Origin of the sequence: Microvirga sp. 3-52 (assembly GCF_018383585.1) — a bacterium.
In the GTDB taxonomy this organism is placed as follows: Bacteria; Pseudomonadota; Alphaproteobacteria; order Rhizobiales; family Beijerinckiaceae; genus Microvirga.
Genome location: NZ_JAHAMK010000002.1, coordinates 243,446 through 262,412 on the forward strand (window position 1 = coordinate 243,446; position 18,967 = coordinate 262,412).

Here is an 18,967-nt window from a genome sequence, read left to right on the forward strand (position 1 = left end):
GAAGCGCCGCGCCTCACGGGTCGGGATGGCCGGCACGACGCCGGATGAGCCGCAGCCTCTCACTCCCCTCCAACGTCATCACCGGCCTTGTGCCGGTGATCCCGATCCTGTGGAGCGCCGCGCCTCACCGCATCGGGATGGCCGGGTCAAGCCCGGCCATGACGTGAGAGGATATGACGAAGGCAGGTGCGGGACGAAGACGGGTGTGACCCAGGACAGTGTCCTGCCCCACCGCGTCATCACCGTTCCCGCCCAGTCTCACCGGCCCTCGTACCCTCCACGTCATCACCGGGCTCGTCCCGGTGATCCCGATCGGAAAAGCGCGGCGCCTCATCGGATCGGGATGGCCGGCACAAGGCCGGCCATGACGGGAGAGCGTGTCATTCCCAGGCGGAGCGCAACAAGGCTACCCGAGCAAATTCCGCAACGTCCGCATGAACACGCGGGCGCCGATGCCGATCAGGTCGTCCGGAAAATCGTAGTCCGGATTATGCAGGCTCGGATGGTTCTCTCCGGCTCCCAGGAAGAACATGGCGGCGGGGGCCCTTTGACCGAAGCGCCCGAAATCCTCGGACGCGCGCAGCGGCAATTCGCCTTCGCCATGAGGCACGCCCTCTTCATCGAGAGCGCGGCGGAGATGGGCGACGGCTTCCGGTGCGTTCTCGCAATGCCGGAAAATGTCGTCATGGGAGATCTCGACGCTCAGTCCCTTCTCCCGCGCGGCGCTGAGGACCAGATGCTCGGCGCTCACGCAGAGATCTTCCATCCCGGCATCGGTCAACGTACGCAGGGTCGCCCAGATTTCGGCGCGCGCCGGAGCCACCCCGAAGGCGGGCTCGCCGATCTTCACGTGGGTGACGGTCACCATGGCGAAGTCTTCGTCCATCGGGCCGCCCCTGCCGAGAGCCGTCAGCGCCGGCATCAGCTCGGCCACGACGTTCACGGGCGATACGCCCGTCTCCGGCATCGACGCGTGAGCGGTCTTGCCGTTGAGGACGATGCGCATGCCCCGGGACGCGCAATTGACCGGCCCCTCCGCCAGCGCCACATGGCCGAGCGGCAGACCTGGGAGGTTATGCAGGGCGAATGCGAAATCCGGCGAGATCTCGCGAAAGCGCGGATCGGCCACGACGGCCGCCGCCCCGGAGCCATCCTCCTCGGCCGGTTGGAACAGCAGGATGGCACGGCCGCGCTGCGGACGCTGGCGTCCGAGAACACGCGCCAGGCCGGCCAGAATCGCCATATGCCCGTCATGGCCGCACAGATGCGCCTTGCCCGGAACGCCGGAGCGATGCGGCAGGTCGGAAATTTCCTCGATCGGCAGCCCGTCGAGTTCCGCCCGGACCATGACCGTCGGCCCGGGCGCCCTGCCCTCGTAGATGGCCGCGATTCCGTGGCCGCCGAGACCGGTGATGATTCGGTCGGGGCGTGTAGGAGCCAGGAACGCGCGAACGTCCCGGGCCGTCTGAACCTCCTCCCTGGAGAGTTCAGGAGTGCGGTGGAGCTTGCGCCGAAAAGCCGCCAGCTCAACCATGTCTTCGTTGCTCAGAACCATGGATCGCCTCCGCACCGGAGCTTAATGGGAGCAGAACCGCTCAAGCGGCTGCAGCCTGGCCCGTTTCGGCTCGACGTTATGGACCGAAGGATAGGCCTTGATCAAGCGGCCCATACGGAAGCTCGGTTGCACGAAACAGAATTCCCGATGGCGTTCAGGATTGCCGATTGCTGGGCCCGGTCGGTAACGCTAGGGTCTTCCTGGATCCCCCGCATCTCCATATTCATTGGTCTCATGAACCTGTTCGTCTTCGGTCTCGGCTATTCGGTCCGCCAGTTCCTCAGCCTGTACCGCGAGCGTTTCAGCGCAATCGCCGGTACCGTGCGCTCGCCGGAGAAAGCTCGGGCGATGGAGGCGGAAGGCATCGAGGCCTACCGGTTCGACGGCGCGGATTACGATCCCGGCATTCCTGACCGGATCGCCCGTGCCGATGCGCTGCTCGTGTCCGTGCCTCCCGTGCGTGAGGCGGATCCGGTGCTGGAACATTTCTCCGACGCCATCGCGTCCGCTCCCGATCTGCGCTGGATCGGCTACCTGTCGACCGTGGGCGTCTATGGCCATGCGGACGGCGCCTGGGTGGACGAGACGACCCCGCCCAATCCCGCGACCGTCCGCTCCCACCATCGCATCGCCGCCGAGCGGCAATGGCTCGCGCTCGGAGAGAGCGCCCCATTCGCGGTGCAGATCTTCCGGCTGGCCGGCATCTACGGCCCGGGCCGCAATGCCCTGGTGAAGGTCGCCGCCGGCACTGCCAAGCGCATCGTCAAACCGGGCCAGGTGTTCAACCGGATCCACACGACCGATATCGCGCAGGTTCTGATGGCCTCGATCGAGCGTCCGAGCCGGAACGCGATCTACAACGTCGCGGACGACGAGCCGGGCCCGCCGCAGGATGTGATCGCCTATGCGGCTCACCTGCTCGGCCGCGAGCCTCCGCCGGAGGTGCCGTTCGAGGAGGCCGACCAGACACCCATGGCGCGCTCCTTCTATTCGGACAACAAGCGCGTCCGGAACACGCGCATCAGGACGGAACTCGGCGTGACGCTTCGCTACCCGACCTATCGCGAGGGTCTGCAGGCCCTTCTCGAGGCCTGCGAAGGGATCACGCGGGGCTGATGTGAGCCGCCGACAACTTCCTGCCGAAGGCCATCACCAGCGGCTTGAGGTGATAGCTGTCCTGCGGCATCGCGCCGACAGGCCAGCCTGCCTTTTCCACAGCCGCCGCCGTGACGGGTCCGACGGCGGCGATCAGGGTCCGCCGCATGGCCGCGTCGAGATGCGCTTCCTGGCCGAAGCGTCGCGCGACCTCCTGCAGCCGCCGCACCTGCGCGGTGCTGGTGAAGGCGATCAGGTCGACGGTTCCGGAGGCGAGTTCCTGAACGAACGCGACGACCTGCCCGTCTTCCTCATCCGAGGCATAGCGATAGCTCAGGACGGGATCGACCTGCGCCCCTGCCGCTTCGAGAAAGTTCGGCAAAGCCTCCTCGCCGCCCGGATAGAGCAGAACGCCGATGCGCTTTCCCTGGACGGGGAGTGTTGACAGGGTCTTCATCAATCCGGCCGTCGTCGGTTCCTCGGCCATCACATCGGGCACGAGGCCGACGCCGCGCAGGACCTTGGCCGGCTTGGGGCCGCGAGCGATCTTGAGAGTTTTGCTCAGTGCGGAGATCACCTCCGCCTCTATCCCCCTCCGGCGGGCGAAGCCCAGAAGGCGGGACAAGCCTTCTCCGGTGTAGAGAACCACGATGTCGTGCAGGCCTTCGACGAGCCGGTCGAGCCAGGCGTCGACCGGGGCGGAATCTTCCGCGTCGTGGATCGACACGAGCGGGCAGCGAATGGCGACGGCGCCATGCCGCTCGAGCATGCGTGTGAACAGATCGAGTTCCCGGCTCTCGGGCACGGCGATGCGGCGTCCATCCAGCATGATCAAGCCGTCGCGTTGAGCATGAGAGGATGGTCGAGCCCCGAAGCGTCTGCTTCGACAGCTCGCTTGAACACGCGGCCGACACCGATGATGACGGGCTTCGTCGGGTCGCGCCTTTCGCTGGCCCGGCCGAGATCCGCGATCGGGCCGGCCCAACGCTCGTTGCTCCGCGATACGTTGGACACCATCACGGCAGACAGGGTTGGCGAACATCCCGCCTCGATCAGGCGCTCGGCAATGGCGCCCGCCGTGCCGCCCGCCATGTAGAAGATCGTCGTGGTGCTCGGATCGGCCAGTCCCTGCCAGTCGAGACCGCTCGGAAGCCGCCCGGTCTTCGCGCATCCCGTCACGAAGCGGACCGATTGCGCCAAGTCGCGATGCGTGAGCGACACGCCGAGAATGGATGCCAGGGCGATGCCGGCGGTGATGCCCGGCACCACGTCGACGGGAACGCCGGCGCTCTCCAGATGCTCGATCTCCTCTCCGGCGCGGCCGAAGACCATCGGATCGCCCGACTTGAGCCGCACCACCTGCTTTCCCTGGAGAGCGAGACGGGTCATCAGATCGTTGATGTCGCCTTGGGCGCAGGAGGCACGCCCTCCCCGCTTGCCGACCATGAGGCGCTTCGCCTCGCGGCGGGCGAGCTCAAGCACGTCCTCGGACACGAGATCGTCGAAGAGAATGACATCCGCGGATTGGAGGGCGCGCATCGCTTTGAGCGTCAGCAGTTCCGCATCCCCGGGCCCGGCGCCGACGAGCGTCACACGACCGACCCTTTGTGTCGGCTCGGATGCGATACGATCCATCACCGTCTGTACGGTATCGCCGGAGCTTTCCGGCGCTCTGCCCTGGAAGGCGAGATCCGTGAAGCGCTCCCAGAAGGCACGCCGCGCCATGCCTGGAGACAGATTCCACATGACGCGCTCGCGCAAATGCTTAGCGACGGCCGCCCAGGAGGCGATGGACGGATGCAGCAGGGTCTCGATCCTGCGCCGGATCGCCTGGCCCAGGATCGGCGCCGCGCCATCCGTGGAAATGCCGATGACGACGGGCGAACGGTTGACCACCGATCCGAACTGGAAGTCACAGTAGCCGGGCTTGTCGACCACGTTGACCGGTATTCCCGCCTCATGGGCAGCTGCAGCAAACGCTCCCGCCTCGTCCTCATCGTCGAGATCGGCAACGGCGAGAACGGCATCGGTCAGAATATCGGCGGACCAATCGGCTCGATACAGGGTGAGCGAGCCTTCGGCAGCACCGCGCGACAGCAATGCGTCCATCTCGGCAGATGGGTCCAAGGCATAGATGTCCACATGAGCTCCGGCAGCGGCGAGCAGTTCCGCTTTCCAGGCCGAACCGGGCGATCCGCCGACGAGAACCGCGCGCCGATCCTTCAGGTCGAAGAAGACCGGCAGCTTAGCCAACCGGCCGAGCCGACCCGGCTCCGCCTCAGACGGCTTTCTTAAGGGCTGCAGCATCGATCAACCTCCTGATTTCAACGCGGCATGAGCCGCAATTCGTGCCGGCACGCAGGGATTGGCCGACCTCGTCCACGGTTTCAGCGCCATTCTCGACAGCCGCCGCGATCTGGTTCGCGCCGACCGAGAAGCAGGCACAGACGATAGGACCGGGATCGGCCTGATCGGCGCCTGGACGCCCGCTCAGCAGACGAAGGCGCTCGGTTCCGCGAATTTCAGCCGCGCACAGGTGCTCGACCGCCCATGTCCGCGACACGGCGACCGGTTGCGGCGCGACGAACAGCGCGCCCAGCAATGCGTCGCCCGAGAACGTCGCGAGCCGAAAGCTGGCCTGGTCCTGGTCGCTATACGACAGCGTCTCCAGGTCCTCGCCGCTGCCGATCAGGCCGGCGGCATAGTCTGCCCAATCTTCCACCAGCTCGGTGCCGGCGAGCTCGATGCGCCAGCCACCCTCGGCCTTGGCCAGCGCCCAATAATCCGCCGCGATGGCCTCGGGCCTGTTGCGCAGGACGGCAAAGCCGTACCAAGCGGCATCGAACGGCTCGATGCGCACACCGGACAACTTGAGACCGGGCTGACCGGAAATCGGATCGACCGATGGATGAACCGCCGCGCCGATGCGTCCCTGCGCTGTCTGCTGGTCCGTCCAGTGCATGGGGACGAAGACGCTGCCCTTCTGCTGCCGCTCCGTCACGAGGGCGCGGACGACGGCTGCGCCTCGTGGGCTCACGATGCGCACGAGGGCGGCGGGCGCAATTCCGGCGTCCTCGGCATCCTCCGGATGGATCTCGCAGAAGCTCTCCGCGTAATGGCTCATCAGGCGCGGCGTCTTCGCCGTGCGCGTCATGGTGTGCCACTGATCGCGGATGCGGCCCGTGTTGAGGATCAGCGGGAATTCCGGCGAAATCGCTTGCAGCGCGACCGGCGTCGGGACGAACCGCCCTCGCCTGTCAGGCGTGTAGAAGCTGCCCTCCGCGAAGAAGCGTGTCGTCGCGCTGTCGAGCATGTCACCCTGCCTGCGCGGCCATTGAAACGGCGCCAGAGCGTCGTAAGCGCTCTCGCTCAGCTCGGCACATGCCGATATGTCGAAGTCGCGCGTTCCGGCATTGGCAATGCCGGACAGGGCCGCATGCTCGCGGAAGATCTCCGCCGGCGACCGGTAATCGAACGCCTCGGCAAATCCCATGCGGGCGGCAACGTCGCAGATGATGCGCCAGTCGGGCCGTACTTCGCCCGGAGCTTTCAGGAAGGAGCGCTGGCGCGAGATGCGGCGTTCGGAATTCGTCACCGTGCCGCTCTTCTCCGCCCAGCCGGCTGCCGGAAAAAGAACATGGGCATGGCGTGTCGTATCGGTGCGGGTGACGTCGCTCACCACCACGAACGGGCACGCCCGGAGAGCCTCCTGGACCGCATCCGCATCCGGCAGAGAATCGGCCGGATTGGTGCCCATGATCCAGATCGCCTTGACCTGTCCCTCACCGATCGCGCGGAAGAGGTCGACCGCCTTCAGGCCGGGACGCTCCGCGATGCCGGGGCTGCCCCAGAACGATTGAACCAGTTCGCGATGACGCGGGCTGTTGATATCGAGATGCACGGCGAGCATGTTTGCCAGACCGCCGACCTCGCGCCCACCCATGGCATTGGGCTGTCCGGTGAGCGAGAACGGCCCCATGCCGGGACGTCCGATGCGGCCGGTGAACAGGTGACAGTTTATGATGGCGTTGACCTTGTCGGTGCCGACGACGGATTGGTTCACGCCCTGCGAATAGGCGGTCACGACGCGCTCCGAGCGGCTCCAGAGCGTATAGAACTCGCGCAACTGTTCGGCCGGGAGGCGGGTTGCGCCAAGCGCACCCGGAAAACCGCATTCCCGCGCCGCCCCTAGCGCCTCGCCGAGGCCCGCGGTGTGTCGGCCGACATAGGCGCTGTCGCACAAGCCTATCCGGTCGAGATGATCGAACAGGCCTAGAAAAAGCGCGACATCCGAATTGGGTGCGATCGCCAGATACAGATCGGCGGCTTCCGCCGTCACGGTGCGACGTGGGTCGACGACCACGATCCTGGTGCCTCGCCGCTCGCGAGCGGCGAGGAGGCGCTGGAACAGGACGGGATGGCACCACGTCATGTTGGAGCCGACGAGAACGACGAGATCGGCCTCCTCCAGATCCTCATAGGTGCCGGGCACGGTATCGGACCCGAAGGCGCGCATGTGGCCCGCCACTGACGAGGCCATGCAGAGACGGGAATTCGTGTCGATGTTCGCGGCGCCGATGAAGCCCTTCATCAGCTTGTTTGCGACGTAATAGTCCTCGGTGAGCAGCTGGCCCGAGCCGTAGATGGCCACCGATTCAGGTCCATGCTCGACAATCGTCTCGGAGAAGCGCCGCGCCACCAGATCGAGCGCTTCATCCCATGCCGCACGGCGGCCGTCGACTTCAGGATAGAGCAGCCTGTCGTCGAAACTCAGCGTCTCGCCCAGAGCCGAGCCCTTCGAGCAGAGGCGGCCGTAATTGGCCGGGTGCTGCTCATCCCCCTTGATCGCGACCGAGCCATCCTCCTGCGGCGTCGCCAGAACACCGCAGCCGACGCCGCAATAGGGGCACGTGGTCCGGGTCGGGGTGCCGCTCGCCATTCTTCCTCCTCAGGCAGCGCGGGCCATGAGAGCCGAGGCCGCGAGCAGGATGCGCGAGCCCTCGATCCGCAGCGGGATTTTATGGGTGCAGCCATGGTCCGCCCCCTGCGCCTCGCCGCTTTCTAAGCTGATTACCCAGTTGTGCAGCGGACAGGTCACGGAATGGCCGTGCACGATCCCCTGGGACAACGGCCCACCCTTGTGCGGGCAGCGATCACGCAGCGCGAAGAGCGTTCCGTCCGCCGCCTTGAACACCGCGATGTCGCCGCCCGGCGCCTGAACGACCCGCGATCCGAGAACCGGCACGTCATCGACCGCGCCCACGTCGATCCACTCGCTCATTCCGCTGCCTCCGCAAGGGTGAAGTTGGCCATGGGCCTGAACTCGTGCGCGTCGCGCCCGGCCACCCGCTCGGCCCAGGGGTCGATCTGCGCCGTGCGCTGGGAGATGACGAAGCGCTCGTAGAGGGCCTGGCGCCTCGTCAGATCGTCGACCACGGTCGCCCGAATGGATTCAACGCCGACCCGGTCGGCCCATTTGTACATGCGCTCGAGATAGTGCCCCTGCTCGCGATAGAGCTGCGTCAGGGCCGCGATGACCTCGATGCATTCATCCTCTTCGGGGACCTTGCAAAACAGTTGCGTGCCCTTGATGTGAAGACCAGCCGCACCGGCGAAGTGGATCTCGTAGCCGGAATCGACGCAGATCACGCCCACATCCTTGCAGGTCGATTCCGCACAGTTCCGCGGGCAGCCGGAGACTCCCATCTTCACCTTCGCCGGCGTCCAGGAGCCCCACATGAATCTCTCGATCTTGACGCCGAGGCCGGTGGAATCCTGGGTGCCGAAACGGCACCACTCCGTGCCGACGCAGGTCTTCACCGTGCGCAGGCCCTTGGCGTAAGCGTGGCCCGAGACCATGCCAGCATCGTTGAGGTCGGCCCAGACGGCCGTCAGATCCTCCTTGCGCACGCCGAGAAGATCGATGCGCTGGCCGCCCGTGACCTTTACGGTCGGGATGTTGTATTTCTCGGCCACGTCCGCGATGGCGCGCAGTTCACGCGGGTTGGTCAATCCGCCCCACATGCGCGGCACGACCGAATAGGTGCCGTCCTTCTGGATGTTGGCGTGGACGCGCTCGTTGATGAAGCGGGAGCGGCCATCATCCTCGTATTCCTCCGGCCAATCGCACAGCAGATAATAGTTCAGGGCCGGGCGGCACTTGGCGCAGCCGCAGGAGGTCTTCCATCCCAGTTCCTGCATCACGGCCGGGATCGACTTCAGCTCGGCCGCCCGGATGAGACGGCGCACGTCGTCATGGCCGAGATCGGTGCAGCCGCACATCGGTTCGACCGCCGACTTCGCGAACTTGTCCCCGAGCGTCAGGGCCATCACCTGCTCGACGAGGCCAGTGCAGGTGCCGCAGGACGCGGAGGCCTTCGTGTGCGCCCTCACCTCGGCGAGCGTGCTCAACCCCTTGCCGGTGATGGTTTGGACGATCTTGCCCTTGCAGACGCCGTTGCAGCCGCAGATTTCCGCATCATCCGGCAAGGCTGCAACGGCCGCCGTAGGGTCCAGGGGAGCGCCTCCGACGTAGGATTGACCGAAAATCAGGGTGTCGCGCAGTTCCGTGACATCCGTCTCCTTGCGCAGGAGATCGAAGAACCAGGAGCCATCGCCCGTCTCGCCGTAGAGCACCGCGCCGACGATGCGGTTCTCCTTGAGAACGAGCCGCTTGTAGACACCGCGCGCCGCATCCCGCAGGACAATATCCTGCCGATCCTTGGCCTCGCCGAAATCGCCGGCCGAGAACAGATCAATGCCGGTGACCTTCAGCTTGGTGGCCGTGACGGAGCCGGTATAGGCGGCCGCCTCCTCGCCGGCGAGCTGCGCGGCGACGACCTTCGCCATCTCATACAGCGGCGCCACGAGGCCGTAGCAGAGCCCGCGATGCTCGACACATTCGCCGACCGAGAAGATATCGGCATCGCTCGTGCGCATGTCGTCGCTGACGAGCACGCCCCGGTTGGTCTCGAGCCCCGCCTCTTTCGCCAGCCCCGCATTCGGCCGGATGCCGACGGCCATGACGACGATGTCCGCTGGCAGTTCCGTTCCGTCGTCGAGCCGAACGCCGGTGACATGGGTCTCGCCGAGGATCGCATGGGTATTGGCCTTGCAGCGCACGGCGATCCCGCGGTCCTCGAAGGCCTTCTGCAGCAGGTAGCCGGACGAGGGATCGAGCTGTCGCTCCATCAGGGTCGGCATGAGGTGCAGAACGGTCACCTCCATGCCTTGCGCCTTCAAGCCGGCCGCCGCTTCGAGTCCGAGCAGGCCACCGCCGATGACGACGGCGTGTCCACCCTTTTGCGCCGCCTCGAGCATCTTGTTGACGTCGTCGAGGTCGCGATAGGTGACCACGCCCGGCAGGGTGGCGCCGGGGATCGGCACCACGAAGGGCATCGACCCGGTGGCGACGAGGAGCTGGTCGTAATCGGCAGCCGTTCCATCCGCCGCGGTCACGCGCCTGGCGGCACGATCGATTTCGACGACCTGCTTGCCGCGATGGAGCGTGATGCCGTGGGTCTCGTACCAGGCATCGTCATGGATCAAGATGTCTTCATAGGCCTTCTCGCCCGAGAGAACGGGTGAGAGCATGATGCGGTTGTAGTTTACGCGCGGCTCGGCGCCGAAGATCGTGACCTCGTAGGCGCCGGGCGCCCGCTCGAACAGTTCCTCCAGGGCACGGCCGGCGGCCATGCCGTTGCCGATGACGACCAGCTTCTTGGGCATCGTCACTCTCCTCACGCTGCGAGTGTCGGAGCCCGGTGGCGCGCATAGAGGAACTCCAGCACGGCCGCACGGGCATCGTTGTAGGTGGTATTGCCGACGAGTTCGAGGCGCCGACGGGGGCGCTCCAGATCGACTCTCAGATCCTCGCCGATGGTGGCCGCCGGCCCGTTCGTCATCATGACGATCCGGTCGGAAAGCAGCACCGCCTCGTCCACGTCGTGGGTGATCATGATGATCGTGTTGCCGAGCCGGCCGTGGATCTCCATGACCTGATCCTGGAGATGCGCGCGGGTCAGCGCATCGAGAGCGCCGAACGGCTCGTCGAGCAGCAGGATCTTCGGCTCCATCGCGAGCGCCCGGGCAATGCCCACGCGCTGCTTCATGCCGCCGGAAATCTCGTGCGGCCGCTTGTTTTCGGCATGGGCCATATGCACCAGTTCGAGATTGTGGCGGGTCCAGTCCCGGCGCTCCGCCTTCGATCTCTTGCCGCGAAAGACCTTGTTGACCGCAAGCTCCACGTTCTCGCGCACGGTCAGCCAGGGCAGCAGCGAGTGGTTCTGGAACACGACGGCTCGGTCCGGCCCCGGTCCGCTCACGGCCCTGCCTTCCAGGAGCACCCCGCCTTGGCTCGGCTCCAGGAGGCCGGCTACGATGTTGAGCACCGTCGACTTGCCGCAGCCGGAATGGCCGATGATCGAGACGTATTCGCTTTTTTCGATGGAGAGGTTCACATCCCGCAGCACTTCGGTCGTGGCGCCGGCGCGCTGGAAGGCGATGCCGACGTGGTCGATCTTGAGATAAGCCATGGTGCCGTCTCCCTACTGCGCGGCGGTGCCGCGGGTGAGCAGATGGCCGATGGCCGCGATGGAGCGGTCGAGCACGAAGCCGACCACGCCCACATAGACCAGGGCCACGATGATGTCGGAGATGAGGGATGAGTTCCACGCGTCCCAGATGAAGAAGCCGATGCCGACGCCGCCGATCAGCATCTCGGCTGCCACGATGGCGAGCCAGGACAGGCCGATGCCGATCCGAAGACCGGTGAACATGTGCGGCACGGTGGCCGGCACCATGATGCGCGTGAAGAACTCGATGGGCGACAGGCGCAGGACCTTGGCGACATTGCGATAATCCTGCGGGATGTTGCGGATGCCCACTGAGGTATTGATCAGGATCGGCCACACGCTCGTGATGAAGATCACGAAAATTGCGGAAGGCTGCCCGTCGCGGAAGGCCGCGAGGGACAGCGGCAGCCAGGCCAGCGGCGGGATGGTGCGCAGAACCTGGAACACCGGATCGAGACCGCGCATGGCGAGCGTCGACTGGCCGAGCAGGACGCCGACTCCGATGCCCACGATGGCTGCAAGGGTATAGCCGTAGGCGACGCGGACCAGAGATGCGGTCACGTGCCAGAAGAGACCCTGGTCGATGCCGTTGCCGACCTTGAAGGGATCGACGATGATCTCCCAGCTCTCGCCGATCACCCTCATTGGGCTCGGCAGCGCCGAGGTAGGGCTCGAAGCGAGCATCTGCCAGAGGATCAGCAGGAACGCGATGGTCAGAACGGGCGGAGCCAATTGCGTGACGATGCCGGTGCCGATGCGCACCACGCGGGAGAGAACGCTGACCGGCTTCGGCGCCAGCGGATGGAGCACTGCCTGCTGGGCAGGCGGCGCGGTCTTCAAATTGGGAAGTGCCACGACGCGGGCGGAATGAACCATGAGCCTGTTCTCCGACGGTTACGCAATGCGCTTGATGGGCAGGCTTGCGAGATAGGCCTGGGGGTTTTCTGGATCGAACACCTTGCCGTCGAAGAAGGTCTCTTTGCCGCGGCTGTCGCTGGCAGGAATGTCGGTTGCGGCGACACCGAGCGTCGTGGCCGCCTCACGCCAGAGATCGGCGCGGTTGATCTTGTCGACGAGGGCCTTGGCGTCGGTGTTCGTGTCGAACTTGCCCCAGCGCATGTTCTCGGCGATGAACCAGAGATCGTGCGACTTGAACGGGAAGGAGGCGTGATCGCGCCAGAACTTCATGATCCCAGGCGAGTCCTTCACGACCTTGCCCTCGATGCCGTAATCGTACTCGCCCCTCTGGCGCGGCAGGATGTCGGCGACCGGAACGTTGAACCAGGCGCGGGTGCCGACGATCCTGCACATCTCCTCGCGGTTCTCGAGCTTGTCGCACCAAGCCTGCGCTTCCATCACGGCCATGAGCAGGGCTCGGGCCGCCTTCGGGTGCTTGTCCACCCAGGCGGCGCGCAGACCGAGAGCCTTTTCCGGATGCTTGTTCCAGATCTCGTAGGTGTTGGCCGCGGTATAACCGAGCTTCTGGTTGATGAGCTGCGCGTTCCACGGCTCGCCGACGCAGAAGGCATCCATGGTGCCGACCTTCATGTTGGCGACCATCTGGGGCGGCGGCACCACGATGGTGGACACGTCCTTGTCGGGGTCGATGCCGCCGGCTGCGAGCCAATAACGAAGCCAGAGATCGTGCGTACCACCTGGGAAGGTCATGGCGACTTTCGGATCGCCGCCCGCTGCACGTTTCTTTGCGAAGGCGTCCTTCAGCGGCGATGAGTCGAGCCCGAGTTTCAGACCGTTGTATTCAGCGGCAACAGAGATCGCCTGCGCATCGAGGTTCAGCCGGGCCAAGATGTACATCGGCGTCGGCACGCCGCCCTGCGTCACCTTTCCAGTCGAAATCAGGTAAGGCATCGGCGTGAGGATATGCGCACCGTCGATGCCGTTGGCTTCCGAGCCCAGGACGAGGTTGTCGCGGGTCGCGCCCCAGGAGGCCTGCTTCAGCACCTCCGCATCCGGCAAGCCGTGCCTGGCGAAGAAGCCCTTATCCTTGGCGATGATCAGAGCGGCTGCGTCGGTGAGCGCGATGTAGCCCAGTTTGACGGTCTTCGTCTCAGGCTCGGCACTCTGCGCGAAAGCGCCGCCGGGGAAAGCCGCTTTTGCCGCAGCCAGCGTCAAGGCTGCACTGACACTGCGAAGCGCGTCTCGGCGGGTGATCTTCGGTGTCTGCATCGTGCTTCCCCTGCTCCTGCCGCCAAGCGCCGTTGCGCCGAACGAGTGCTAATGAAACTTCGTCGAGATCGATCTGCCGGAAGCCACGAGGCTCAACCGCGGACACAGACCGCCCGTTGCCGGGTCATGCAGACCCGGCCGAAACGCAAAAAACGCCGCGAGATGAACTGAATTCCGCATCGATGCGGGTACAGCTGATCCAGCGACGTCGTTGTCGGGAAACGCCCCTTCTGAGAGGCATCAGCGGCCTGTCATCGTTGACCGGCCTATGGTCGAGAGGAGTTGGGACATCGTCCCCGGCCTCTCATCTAGAAAAGGTACAGACTGCCTATATCTTCCTCAAGGTCATAATTTGTGCAGTGCGCCTTTGTTGTGTGCGGTGCAATGCCTATTCGGCAACCGAAGCGCTGATCCCGTTCCGGATCTCAAAACCTGCGACGTAACCGGGAATGTCCTCGGGCGCGAAGCTCCGGCCGTCGATCAACCTCTCCGACCCCGAACCCTCGATCCTGCTGTCGATCGAGGGTACGGAGTGGCCCAGGCTCCCAAGAACTTCCCTGTACATGTCTGGGCGATAGGCAGCCTGAACCTGGGAAAGACCGGCCACGTCATAGGCGACCTGTCCCCAGCGCACCATCTGGCTGTAGATCCACAGCGCCTGACTGATCCAGGGGAAGTTCGCCGACCGATCGTGGAACGTCAGATAATTCTCCACCTGTCTCGTTCTGCCGTCGGGATCGACCGTCAATCGACCGGAGAGCAGGCGCCGGATCAGCTCGGATGGAACACCGACATAGGCCGGATCCGACATCATGCCCGCGAGGTCGTCGTGGTTCCGCTCGTCGTCGCACCAGCGGGCTGCGGCATCGAGCACTACGATAAGGCGTGACAGGGTCTCAGGATTCTCCTCTGCCCATTCAGGGCTGACACCCAGCACCTTCTCCGGCGCGGAGGGCCAGATATCGGCCTTGGTCGCCACCATGCGCCCGACACCCTTTTCCACCGCGATCATGTTCCAGGGAGCATTGACGCAAAAGCCATCGATGGCTCGCGCCGTCATGGCATCGACCGTGAGCGGAGGCGGGACGATCGTCATGGTCACGTCGGTGTCGGGATTGATCCCTGCCGCCGCGAGCCAGAAGCGGAACTCGTAATTGTGAGAGGAGAAGGGATAGGTCATGGCGAAGACGAGAGGCTTCCTGCCGGCCCGCCTTCTCTGCTCGACCACCTGTTTCAGGGCCAGGCCGTTCGTGAGCGCGTCCTCGGAACCATCGAGACCGGCGACAGCCTGCATCTGTCGATAGAGTTCGACCGAGAGCGTGATCGCGTTGCCGCCACGTCCGAGGGCGAAGGGCGTAAAGCAGGGATAGGGGTTGGATCCGAGATGGAGTTGCGATGCGATCGGCATCGGGCTCAGCATCTGTGCGACGTCGAACTGGCGGAACGCGAGCCGGTCCCGGATGTTGGACCACGAGACGTCCTTGATCAATTGCAGGCAAATGCCTTCTCGACGGGCAAAGCCCTGCTCAACGGCGGCCACAAGGACGGCCATATCGACGAGGGGAACGAACCCGACACGGACCAGGCGCTCGGGGGCGGGACGCCTCCGCACTTTGGAAGGAGTATCATCCACCGACCCGGCCTGATGCATGGGGCTGCTCCCCACCTCTTCGAAATCCCACACGCGCTTATTTCTCCAGAAGGGAAGCGGCTGTCACCACGCTCTGGGCGATGTCGACCAGCTTTCGTTTCTCGTTCATGGCGGTCTGGCGAAGAAGACCATAAGCCTCCTCCTCCGAGAGTTGCCTGGTTCTCATGAGAATGCCCTTGGCCCGCTCGATCACCTTGCGGGATGCCAGTTCGCTGCGAGCCTCCAGAAGCTCGCGCTGCAGACGGTCGAAGGCATTGAAGCGGCTCACCGCCATGTCCACGATGGGCTTCACCCGCTCCTTGCGCAATCCATCGACCACGTAGGCTGAAACGCCGGCCTCGACCGCAGCCTGGATCATGGATCCGTCGGAGCGATCCACGAACATCGCCACCGGCCGGGACACCAGCTTCGAGACCTGGAACATCTGCTCCAGGACGTCGCGGCTCGGGTTCTCGATGCCGATGATGATCACGTCCGGATCGACGGTGCTCAGGCGCCGGAGCATGTTGGTCATCGTGTCGATGACTTCCAGGTCGACGATTCCGGCTTCCTGCAGTCCATCGACGAGAATGGCCGCCCTGATGCTGTTTTCCTCGATGATCGCAACGCGGAGGGGCCGCTGACCGGGCTGTGTGTGTTTGGTCAAATTCCTGAAAGCTCTCGCTGCGAAGGGTGAACCAATATCGAAGACCTGAAGCAAGTTCCGGGCCAAACCGTCCGCTCTGGGCGTTTCCCGAAATGCGCGCCCTCGACGCGTAAACTTTAGGCAAACGGTGAAGGACTGGCAGAGTGTGATCGCGGCCCTTTTCACCCTTTTGATCAATGAACCAGCAAGGTTTGAACAGAGAACCATCACTGAACCAGTTGCAAATTGGTTCGGCTTTGGGCTAGCCTTGTTTCGTTCAGGGCCTGAGCGACGAAACAATGGATCGCAGCTTCGGATTTTTCAGCAAGATTGCTTCGTAGGGAGCCGGATTTCATGTCCAACCCCGATCCATTGCCGGACAGCTCGAACTTCGCCCTCGGGCGGCTTCGGGCTCTCCTGGAGGACAACCCCTTCGACAAGGAGCAGCGGTTGCCTTCGGAGCGCGTGCTGGCGGCGCAGATCGGCATCGGCCGGCGCGCGCTGCGGCGGGCCCTCGAGGTGCTGGAGGCCGAAGGACGGATCTGGCGCCACCAGGGCAAGGGCACCTTTCTCGGGCCACGCCCACCCGAAGCGCATGCCGATCTCGAAGAACTGTCCAAACGGACCAACCCGCTCGAGGTCATGGATGTGCGCCTGGAAATCGAGCCGGCGCTGGCCCGGCTCGCAGCCCTGCGTGCCTCGAACGGCGATATCGAGCGGCTTCTGCATCTCGCCAACAAGACCGCCTCGATGTCGGACGCGGATGGCCGAGAGCTTTGGGACAGCGCCCTGCACCGGGCCATTGCCGAGGTTGCCGGCAATTCGCTTCTTCTGGCGATCTTCGACATGGTCGACCGGATCCGCCAGGATGCCACGTGGCGACTCCTGCGCGAGCGCGCCCGCTCAGGCGCCCGTCAGCAGGCCTATGTGGATCAGCACCGGCGCGTGATCGCAGCCATCGCCCAGCGTGAAGCCCATGCGGCGGAACAGGCCATGCGCGAACACCTTGAGCTTGTGCGCGACGGGCTTTTGAAAGTCATGACGAGCCCCCTGCCCGACGGCAAGGATTCAGAAGCAGCAATATCCGCAAACACCGAGGATCAATGTCTCCATGGGACTTGAGGCAGCGCAGCAATCGATGACCGACACACACAGCCCAGGTAAAGTCGGGTTGGCAGCGGAGCCGCCTTTGCTGAATGTTCAGGGGCTTTCCGTTCGCTTCGACGGCGCGCCGAAGGGCGTGAACGTTGTCGACGACGTGTCCTTCTCGGTGAGCAAGGGCAAAACCCTCTGCGTCGTCGGCGAATCCGGCTGCGGCAAGAGCGTAACCTCGCTTGCGCTCATGGGGCTTCTGCCGACGCCTCCGGCACGGATCGTGGCGGGCTCGGCCCTGTTCGATGGCCAGGATCTGCTGACGCTCACCGAGCGGGAGCGGGCGGATCTGCGTGGCGACCGGATAGCGATGATCTTCCAGGAGCCGATGACATCGCTCAACCCGGCCTTCACCATCGGCGACCAGATCGCGGAGGGCATCGTCCGCCACCGTAGGGTGTCCAAGGCCGAAGCCATGGAGCGGGCGCTCGACATGCTGAAGAAGGTGCGCATTCCCGCGCCCGAGAAGCGCCTGCGCGCCTATCCGCACGAGATGTCCGGCGGCATGCGCCAGCGCGTGATGATCGCAATGGCGCTGGCCAACGATCCGCAGCTCCTCGTCGCCGACGAGCCGACCACGGCCCTCGATGTCACGATTCAGGCGCAGATCCTCACCCTCATCCGCCGTCTGCAGGAGGAGACCGGCACGGCCATGATCCTCATCACCCACGATCTCGGCGTGGTGGCGGAAGTCGCCGACGAGGTTGCGGTGATGTACGCGGGGCGCGTGGTCGAAAGTGGTTCGGTGGACGCGATCTTCGAGGATCCGCAGCATCCCTATACCATCGGTCTCATGGGTTCAGTCCCATCGCTCGGCCGTCGTCAGGGACGGCTCGCCACGATCCGCGGCACCGTTCCGCCGGCGGAGCTGATGCCCAAGGGTTGCCGCTTCACACCGCGCTGCCCGTTCTCAGACAGCCACTGCGCCAACGATCCGCCGCCTCTCGCCGAGATCAAGCCCGGTCATCGGGCACGCTGCTGGTATGCCCCTCTCGAAGTTCACCGTGGAGCCGACCTATGAGCTTGATGGCCCCGGACGACATCATCCTCGAAGGCATCGATCTGAAGAAGCATTTCGGCGGCGGCGGATTGCTGTCCTCGCCGACGATCGTACGAGCCGTCGACGGCGTATCGCTGAGCATTCGGCGCGGTGAGACCTTCGCCGTCGTGGGCGAGTCCGGCTGTGGCAAGTCCACCTTGGGGCGCCTCCTGCTGCGCCTGATCGAGGCGACTGACGGCGACGTGCGCTATGAGGGCCGCTCGATTCTGAAGCTCGACAAGAGAGAGTTGCGGAAGCTGAGGCGCGAGCTGCAGATCATCTTCCAGGATCCCTACGCCTCGCTCAACCCGCGTATGAACGTAGGCGACATCATCGCCGAGCCCATCTGGCTGCACAATCTCGCCGCCGGGCGGGAGAAGCGCGAGCGCGTGGCCGATCTCATGCACACGGTCGGCCTGCTGCCGACCCATGCGGACCGCTATCCGCACGAATTCTCCGGCGGCCAGCGCCAGCGCATCGGCATCGCCCGGGCGCTCGCGGGCGATCCGAAGCTGATCGTGGGCGACGAGCCGGTCTCGGCTCTCGACGTGTCGATCCAGGCGCAGATCATCAACCTGCTCGAGGATCTGAAGGACCGTTTCGGCCTGACCCTCGTCATCGTGGCGCATGACCTTGCCGTCATCCGTCACATGAGCGACAGAGTCGCCGTGATGTATCTCGGAGAGATCGTGGAACTGTCGGACACGGATGCGCTCTTCGACAATCCACTGCATCCCTACACCCAGGCGCTGCTCGCCGCGATCCCGGTTCCGAGCCCGACGAACCGCCAGCCGAAGGCGCTGCTCCAGGGCGACGTGCCGAGTCCGGCCGCGCCGCCGTCCGGCTGCCGCTTCCATACCCGCTGCCCCCATGCCCGTGCGGTGTGCAAGGAGCAGCACCCTGCTCTTGAAGCCGCGCCCGATGGTCGGCAGGTGGCCTGCCATTTCTGGCGGGAAATCCAGGGATCGGGCGCCGGCTCCATCAGCGCACCACCCCCGAGCGCTGCGCTCGCCAAGCGCCTGGCGCTCTACCGAACTTGGCGCGAACGGCAGGATAAGCCCGTCGCGACGAGCCCCTGAACCAGAAGACG

Annotated in this window: 16 protein-coding genes; 5 read left to right on the forward strand and 11 right to left on the reverse strand. The window is 65.0% G+C overall.

From position 1 onward, the window contains the following. Positions 1–44: 44 nt before the first annotated feature. Entirely contained in the window at positions 45–167 is a 123-nt protein-coding gene (locus KHP60_RS25420) for a hypothetical protein (RefSeq protein WP_283770669.1), read from the forward strand. 239 nt (positions 168–406) lie between these two features. Here the strand turns inward: KHP60_RS25420 and KHP60_RS03115 are convergent, their stop codons facing one another. Further along, entirely contained in the window at positions 407–1,555 is a 1,149-nt protein-coding gene (locus tag KHP60_RS03115) for an amidohydrolase (RefSeq protein WP_213562104.1), read from the reverse strand. Between the two features lie 234 nt (positions 1,556–1,789). Here KHP60_RS03115 and KHP60_RS03120 point away from each other — a divergent pair, with 234 nt between their 5' ends. Next, positions 1,790–2,671, forward strand: a complete 882-nt coding sequence (locus tag KHP60_RS03120) for an SDR family oxidoreductase (protein ID WP_213562105.1) — start codon at positions 1,790–1,792, stop codon at positions 2,669–2,671. Here the strand turns inward: KHP60_RS03120 and KHP60_RS03125 are convergent. The 10 genes from KHP60_RS03125 to KHP60_RS03170 all read right to left on the reverse strand — a co-directional run bounded on the left by KHP60_RS03125 (position 2,658) and on the right by KHP60_RS03170 (position 15,707). After that, complete coding sequence (locus KHP60_RS03125; RefSeq protein WP_213562106.1) at positions 2,658–3,479, reverse strand: uroporphyrinogen-III synthase; 822 nt, start codon at positions 3,477–3,479, stop codon at positions 2,658–2,660. The genes KHP60_RS03120 and KHP60_RS03125 overlap by 14 nt on opposite strands. Positions 3,480–3,481: 2 nt before the next feature. Further along, positions 3,482–4,957, reverse strand: a complete 1,476-nt coding sequence (cysG, locus tag KHP60_RS03130; protein WP_213562107.1) for a siroheme synthase CysG — start codon at positions 4,955–4,957, stop codon at positions 3,482–3,484. Beyond that, positions 4,929–7,589: a nitrate reductase gene (locus KHP60_RS03135; protein ID WP_213562108.1), complete on the reverse strand. Its 2,661-nt coding sequence runs from the start codon at positions 7,587–7,589 to the stop codon at positions 4,929–4,931. The genes cysG and KHP60_RS03135 overlap by 29 nt, the downstream gene beginning before the upstream one ends. A gap of 9 nt (positions 7,590–7,598) precedes the next feature. After that, positions 7,599–7,931 (reverse strand): nitrite reductase small subunit NirD, encoded by a 333-nt coding sequence (nirD, locus tag KHP60_RS03140; RefSeq protein ID WP_213562109.1) that lies wholly within the window; start codon positions 7,929–7,931, stop codon positions 7,599–7,601. Next, positions 7,928–10,378 carry a nitrite reductase large subunit NirB gene (nirB, locus tag KHP60_RS03145; protein WP_213562110.1) on the reverse strand — a complete coding sequence of 817 codons (2,451 nt, stop codon included), beginning with the start codon at positions 10,376–10,378 and terminating at the stop codon, positions 7,928–7,930. The genes nirD and nirB overlap by 4 nt, the downstream gene beginning before the upstream one ends. 11 nt (positions 10,379–10,389) lie before the next feature. Beyond that, positions 10,390–11,184, reverse strand: coding sequence for an ABC transporter ATP-binding protein (locus KHP60_RS03150; RefSeq protein WP_213562111.1), 795 nt, complete (start codon positions 11,182–11,184; stop codon positions 10,390–10,392). 12 nt (positions 11,185–11,196) lie between these two features. Next, on the reverse strand, positions 11,197–12,099 hold the full coding sequence (gene ntrB, locus KHP60_RS03155) for a nitrate ABC transporter permease (protein ID WP_213562112.1): 903 nt from the start codon (positions 12,097–12,099) through the stop codon (positions 11,197–11,199). An 18-nt stretch (positions 12,100–12,117) separates the two neighbouring features. Then, positions 12,118–13,410, reverse strand: coding sequence for a CmpA/NrtA family ABC transporter substrate-binding protein (locus tag KHP60_RS03160; RefSeq protein ID WP_213562113.1), 1,293 nt, complete (start codon positions 13,408–13,410; stop codon positions 12,118–12,120). Positions 13,411–13,798: 388 nt separating this feature from the next. Then, positions 13,799–15,061, reverse strand: a complete 1,263-nt coding sequence (locus KHP60_RS03165; RefSeq protein ID WP_213562114.1) for a CmpA/NrtA family ABC transporter substrate-binding protein — start codon at positions 15,059–15,061, stop codon at positions 13,799–13,801. Positions 15,062–15,098: 37 nt separating this feature from the next. Then, on the reverse strand, positions 15,099–15,707 hold the full coding sequence (locus KHP60_RS03170; protein ID WP_213562115.1) for an ANTAR domain-containing response regulator: 609 nt from the start codon (positions 15,705–15,707) through the stop codon (positions 15,099–15,101). Between the two features lie 333 nt (positions 15,708–16,040). On the opposite strand from KHP60_RS03170, the gene KHP60_RS03175 reads away from it, so the two are divergent. From KHP60_RS03175 to KHP60_RS03185, 3 genes are read left to right on the forward strand one after another with little or no spacing between them, the layout of a single operon-like run. Beyond that, positions 16,041–16,808, forward strand: coding sequence for a FadR/GntR family transcriptional regulator (locus KHP60_RS03175; RefSeq protein ID WP_213562116.1), 768 nt, complete (start codon positions 16,041–16,043; stop codon positions 16,806–16,808). Positions 16,809–16,824: 16 nt separating this feature from the next. Further along, positions 16,825–17,859: an ABC transporter ATP-binding protein gene (locus KHP60_RS03180; protein ID WP_213562117.1), complete on the forward strand. Its 1,035-nt coding sequence runs from the start codon at positions 16,825–16,827 to the stop codon at positions 17,857–17,859. Further along, entirely contained in the window at positions 17,856–18,956 is a 1,101-nt protein-coding gene (locus KHP60_RS03185; RefSeq protein ID WP_213562118.1) for an ABC transporter ATP-binding protein, read from the forward strand. Before KHP60_RS03180 ends, KHP60_RS03185 begins: the two co-directional genes overlap by 4 nt. The last annotated feature ends 11 nt before the right edge of the window (positions 18,957–18,967 follow it).

Excerpts from the sequence above, each read along its gene's own strand:
- KHP60_RS03160 (WP_213562113.1), bottom strand. The coding sequence starts at position 13,410 with ATGCAGACACCGAAGATCACCCGCCGAGACGCGCTTCGCAGTGTCAGT.
- KHP60_RS03135 (WP_213562108.1), bottom strand. The coding sequence starts at position 7,589 with ATGGCGAGCGGCACCCCGACCCGGACCACGTGCCCCTATTGCGGCGTC.
- KHP60_RS03115 (WP_213562104.1), bottom strand. The coding sequence starts at position 1,555 with ATGGTTCTGAGCAACGAAGACATGGTTGAGCTGGCGGCTTTTCGGCGC.
- KHP60_RS03125 (WP_213562106.1), bottom strand. The coding sequence starts at position 3,479 with ATGCTGGATGGACGCCGCATCGCCGTGCCCGAGAGCCGGGAACTCGAT.
- cysG (WP_213562107.1), bottom strand. The coding sequence starts at position 4,957 with ATGCTGCAGCCCTTAAGAAAGCCGTCTGAGGCGGAGCCGGGTCGGCTC.
- KHP60_RS03180 (WP_213562117.1), top strand. The coding sequence starts at position 16,825 with ATGACCGACACACACAGCCCAGGTAAAGTCGGGTTGGCAGCGGAGCCG.
- KHP60_RS03150 (WP_213562111.1), bottom strand. The coding sequence starts at position 11,184 with ATGGCTTATCTCAAGATCGACCACGTCGGCATCGCCTTCCAGCGCGCC.
- KHP60_RS25420 (WP_283770669.1), top strand. The coding sequence starts at position 45 with ATGAGCCGCAGCCTCTCACTCCCCTCCAACGTCATCACCGGCCTTGTG.
- nirD (WP_213562109.1), bottom strand. The coding sequence starts at position 7,931 with ATGAGCGAGTGGATCGACGTGGGCGCGGTCGATGACGTGCCGGTTCTC.
- KHP60_RS03165 (WP_213562114.1), bottom strand. The coding sequence starts at position 15,061 with ATGCATCAGGCCGGGTCGGTGGATGATACTCCTTCCAAAGTGCGGAGG.
- nirB (WP_213562110.1), bottom strand. The coding sequence starts at position 10,378 with ATGCCCAAGAAGCTGGTCGTCATCGGCAACGGCATGGCCGCCGGCCGT.
- KHP60_RS03175 (WP_213562116.1), top strand. The coding sequence starts at position 16,041 with ATGTCCAACCCCGATCCATTGCCGGACAGCTCGAACTTCGCCCTCGGG.
- KHP60_RS03185 (WP_213562118.1), top strand. The coding sequence starts at position 17,856 with ATGAGCTTGATGGCCCCGGACGACATCATCCTCGAAGGCATCGATCTG.
- ntrB (WP_213562112.1), bottom strand. The coding sequence starts at position 12,099 with ATGGTTCATTCCGCCCGCGTCGTGGCACTTCCCAATTTGAAGACCGCG.
- KHP60_RS03120 (WP_213562105.1), top strand. The coding sequence starts at position 1,790 with ATGAACCTGTTCGTCTTCGGTCTCGGCTATTCGGTCCGCCAGTTCCTC.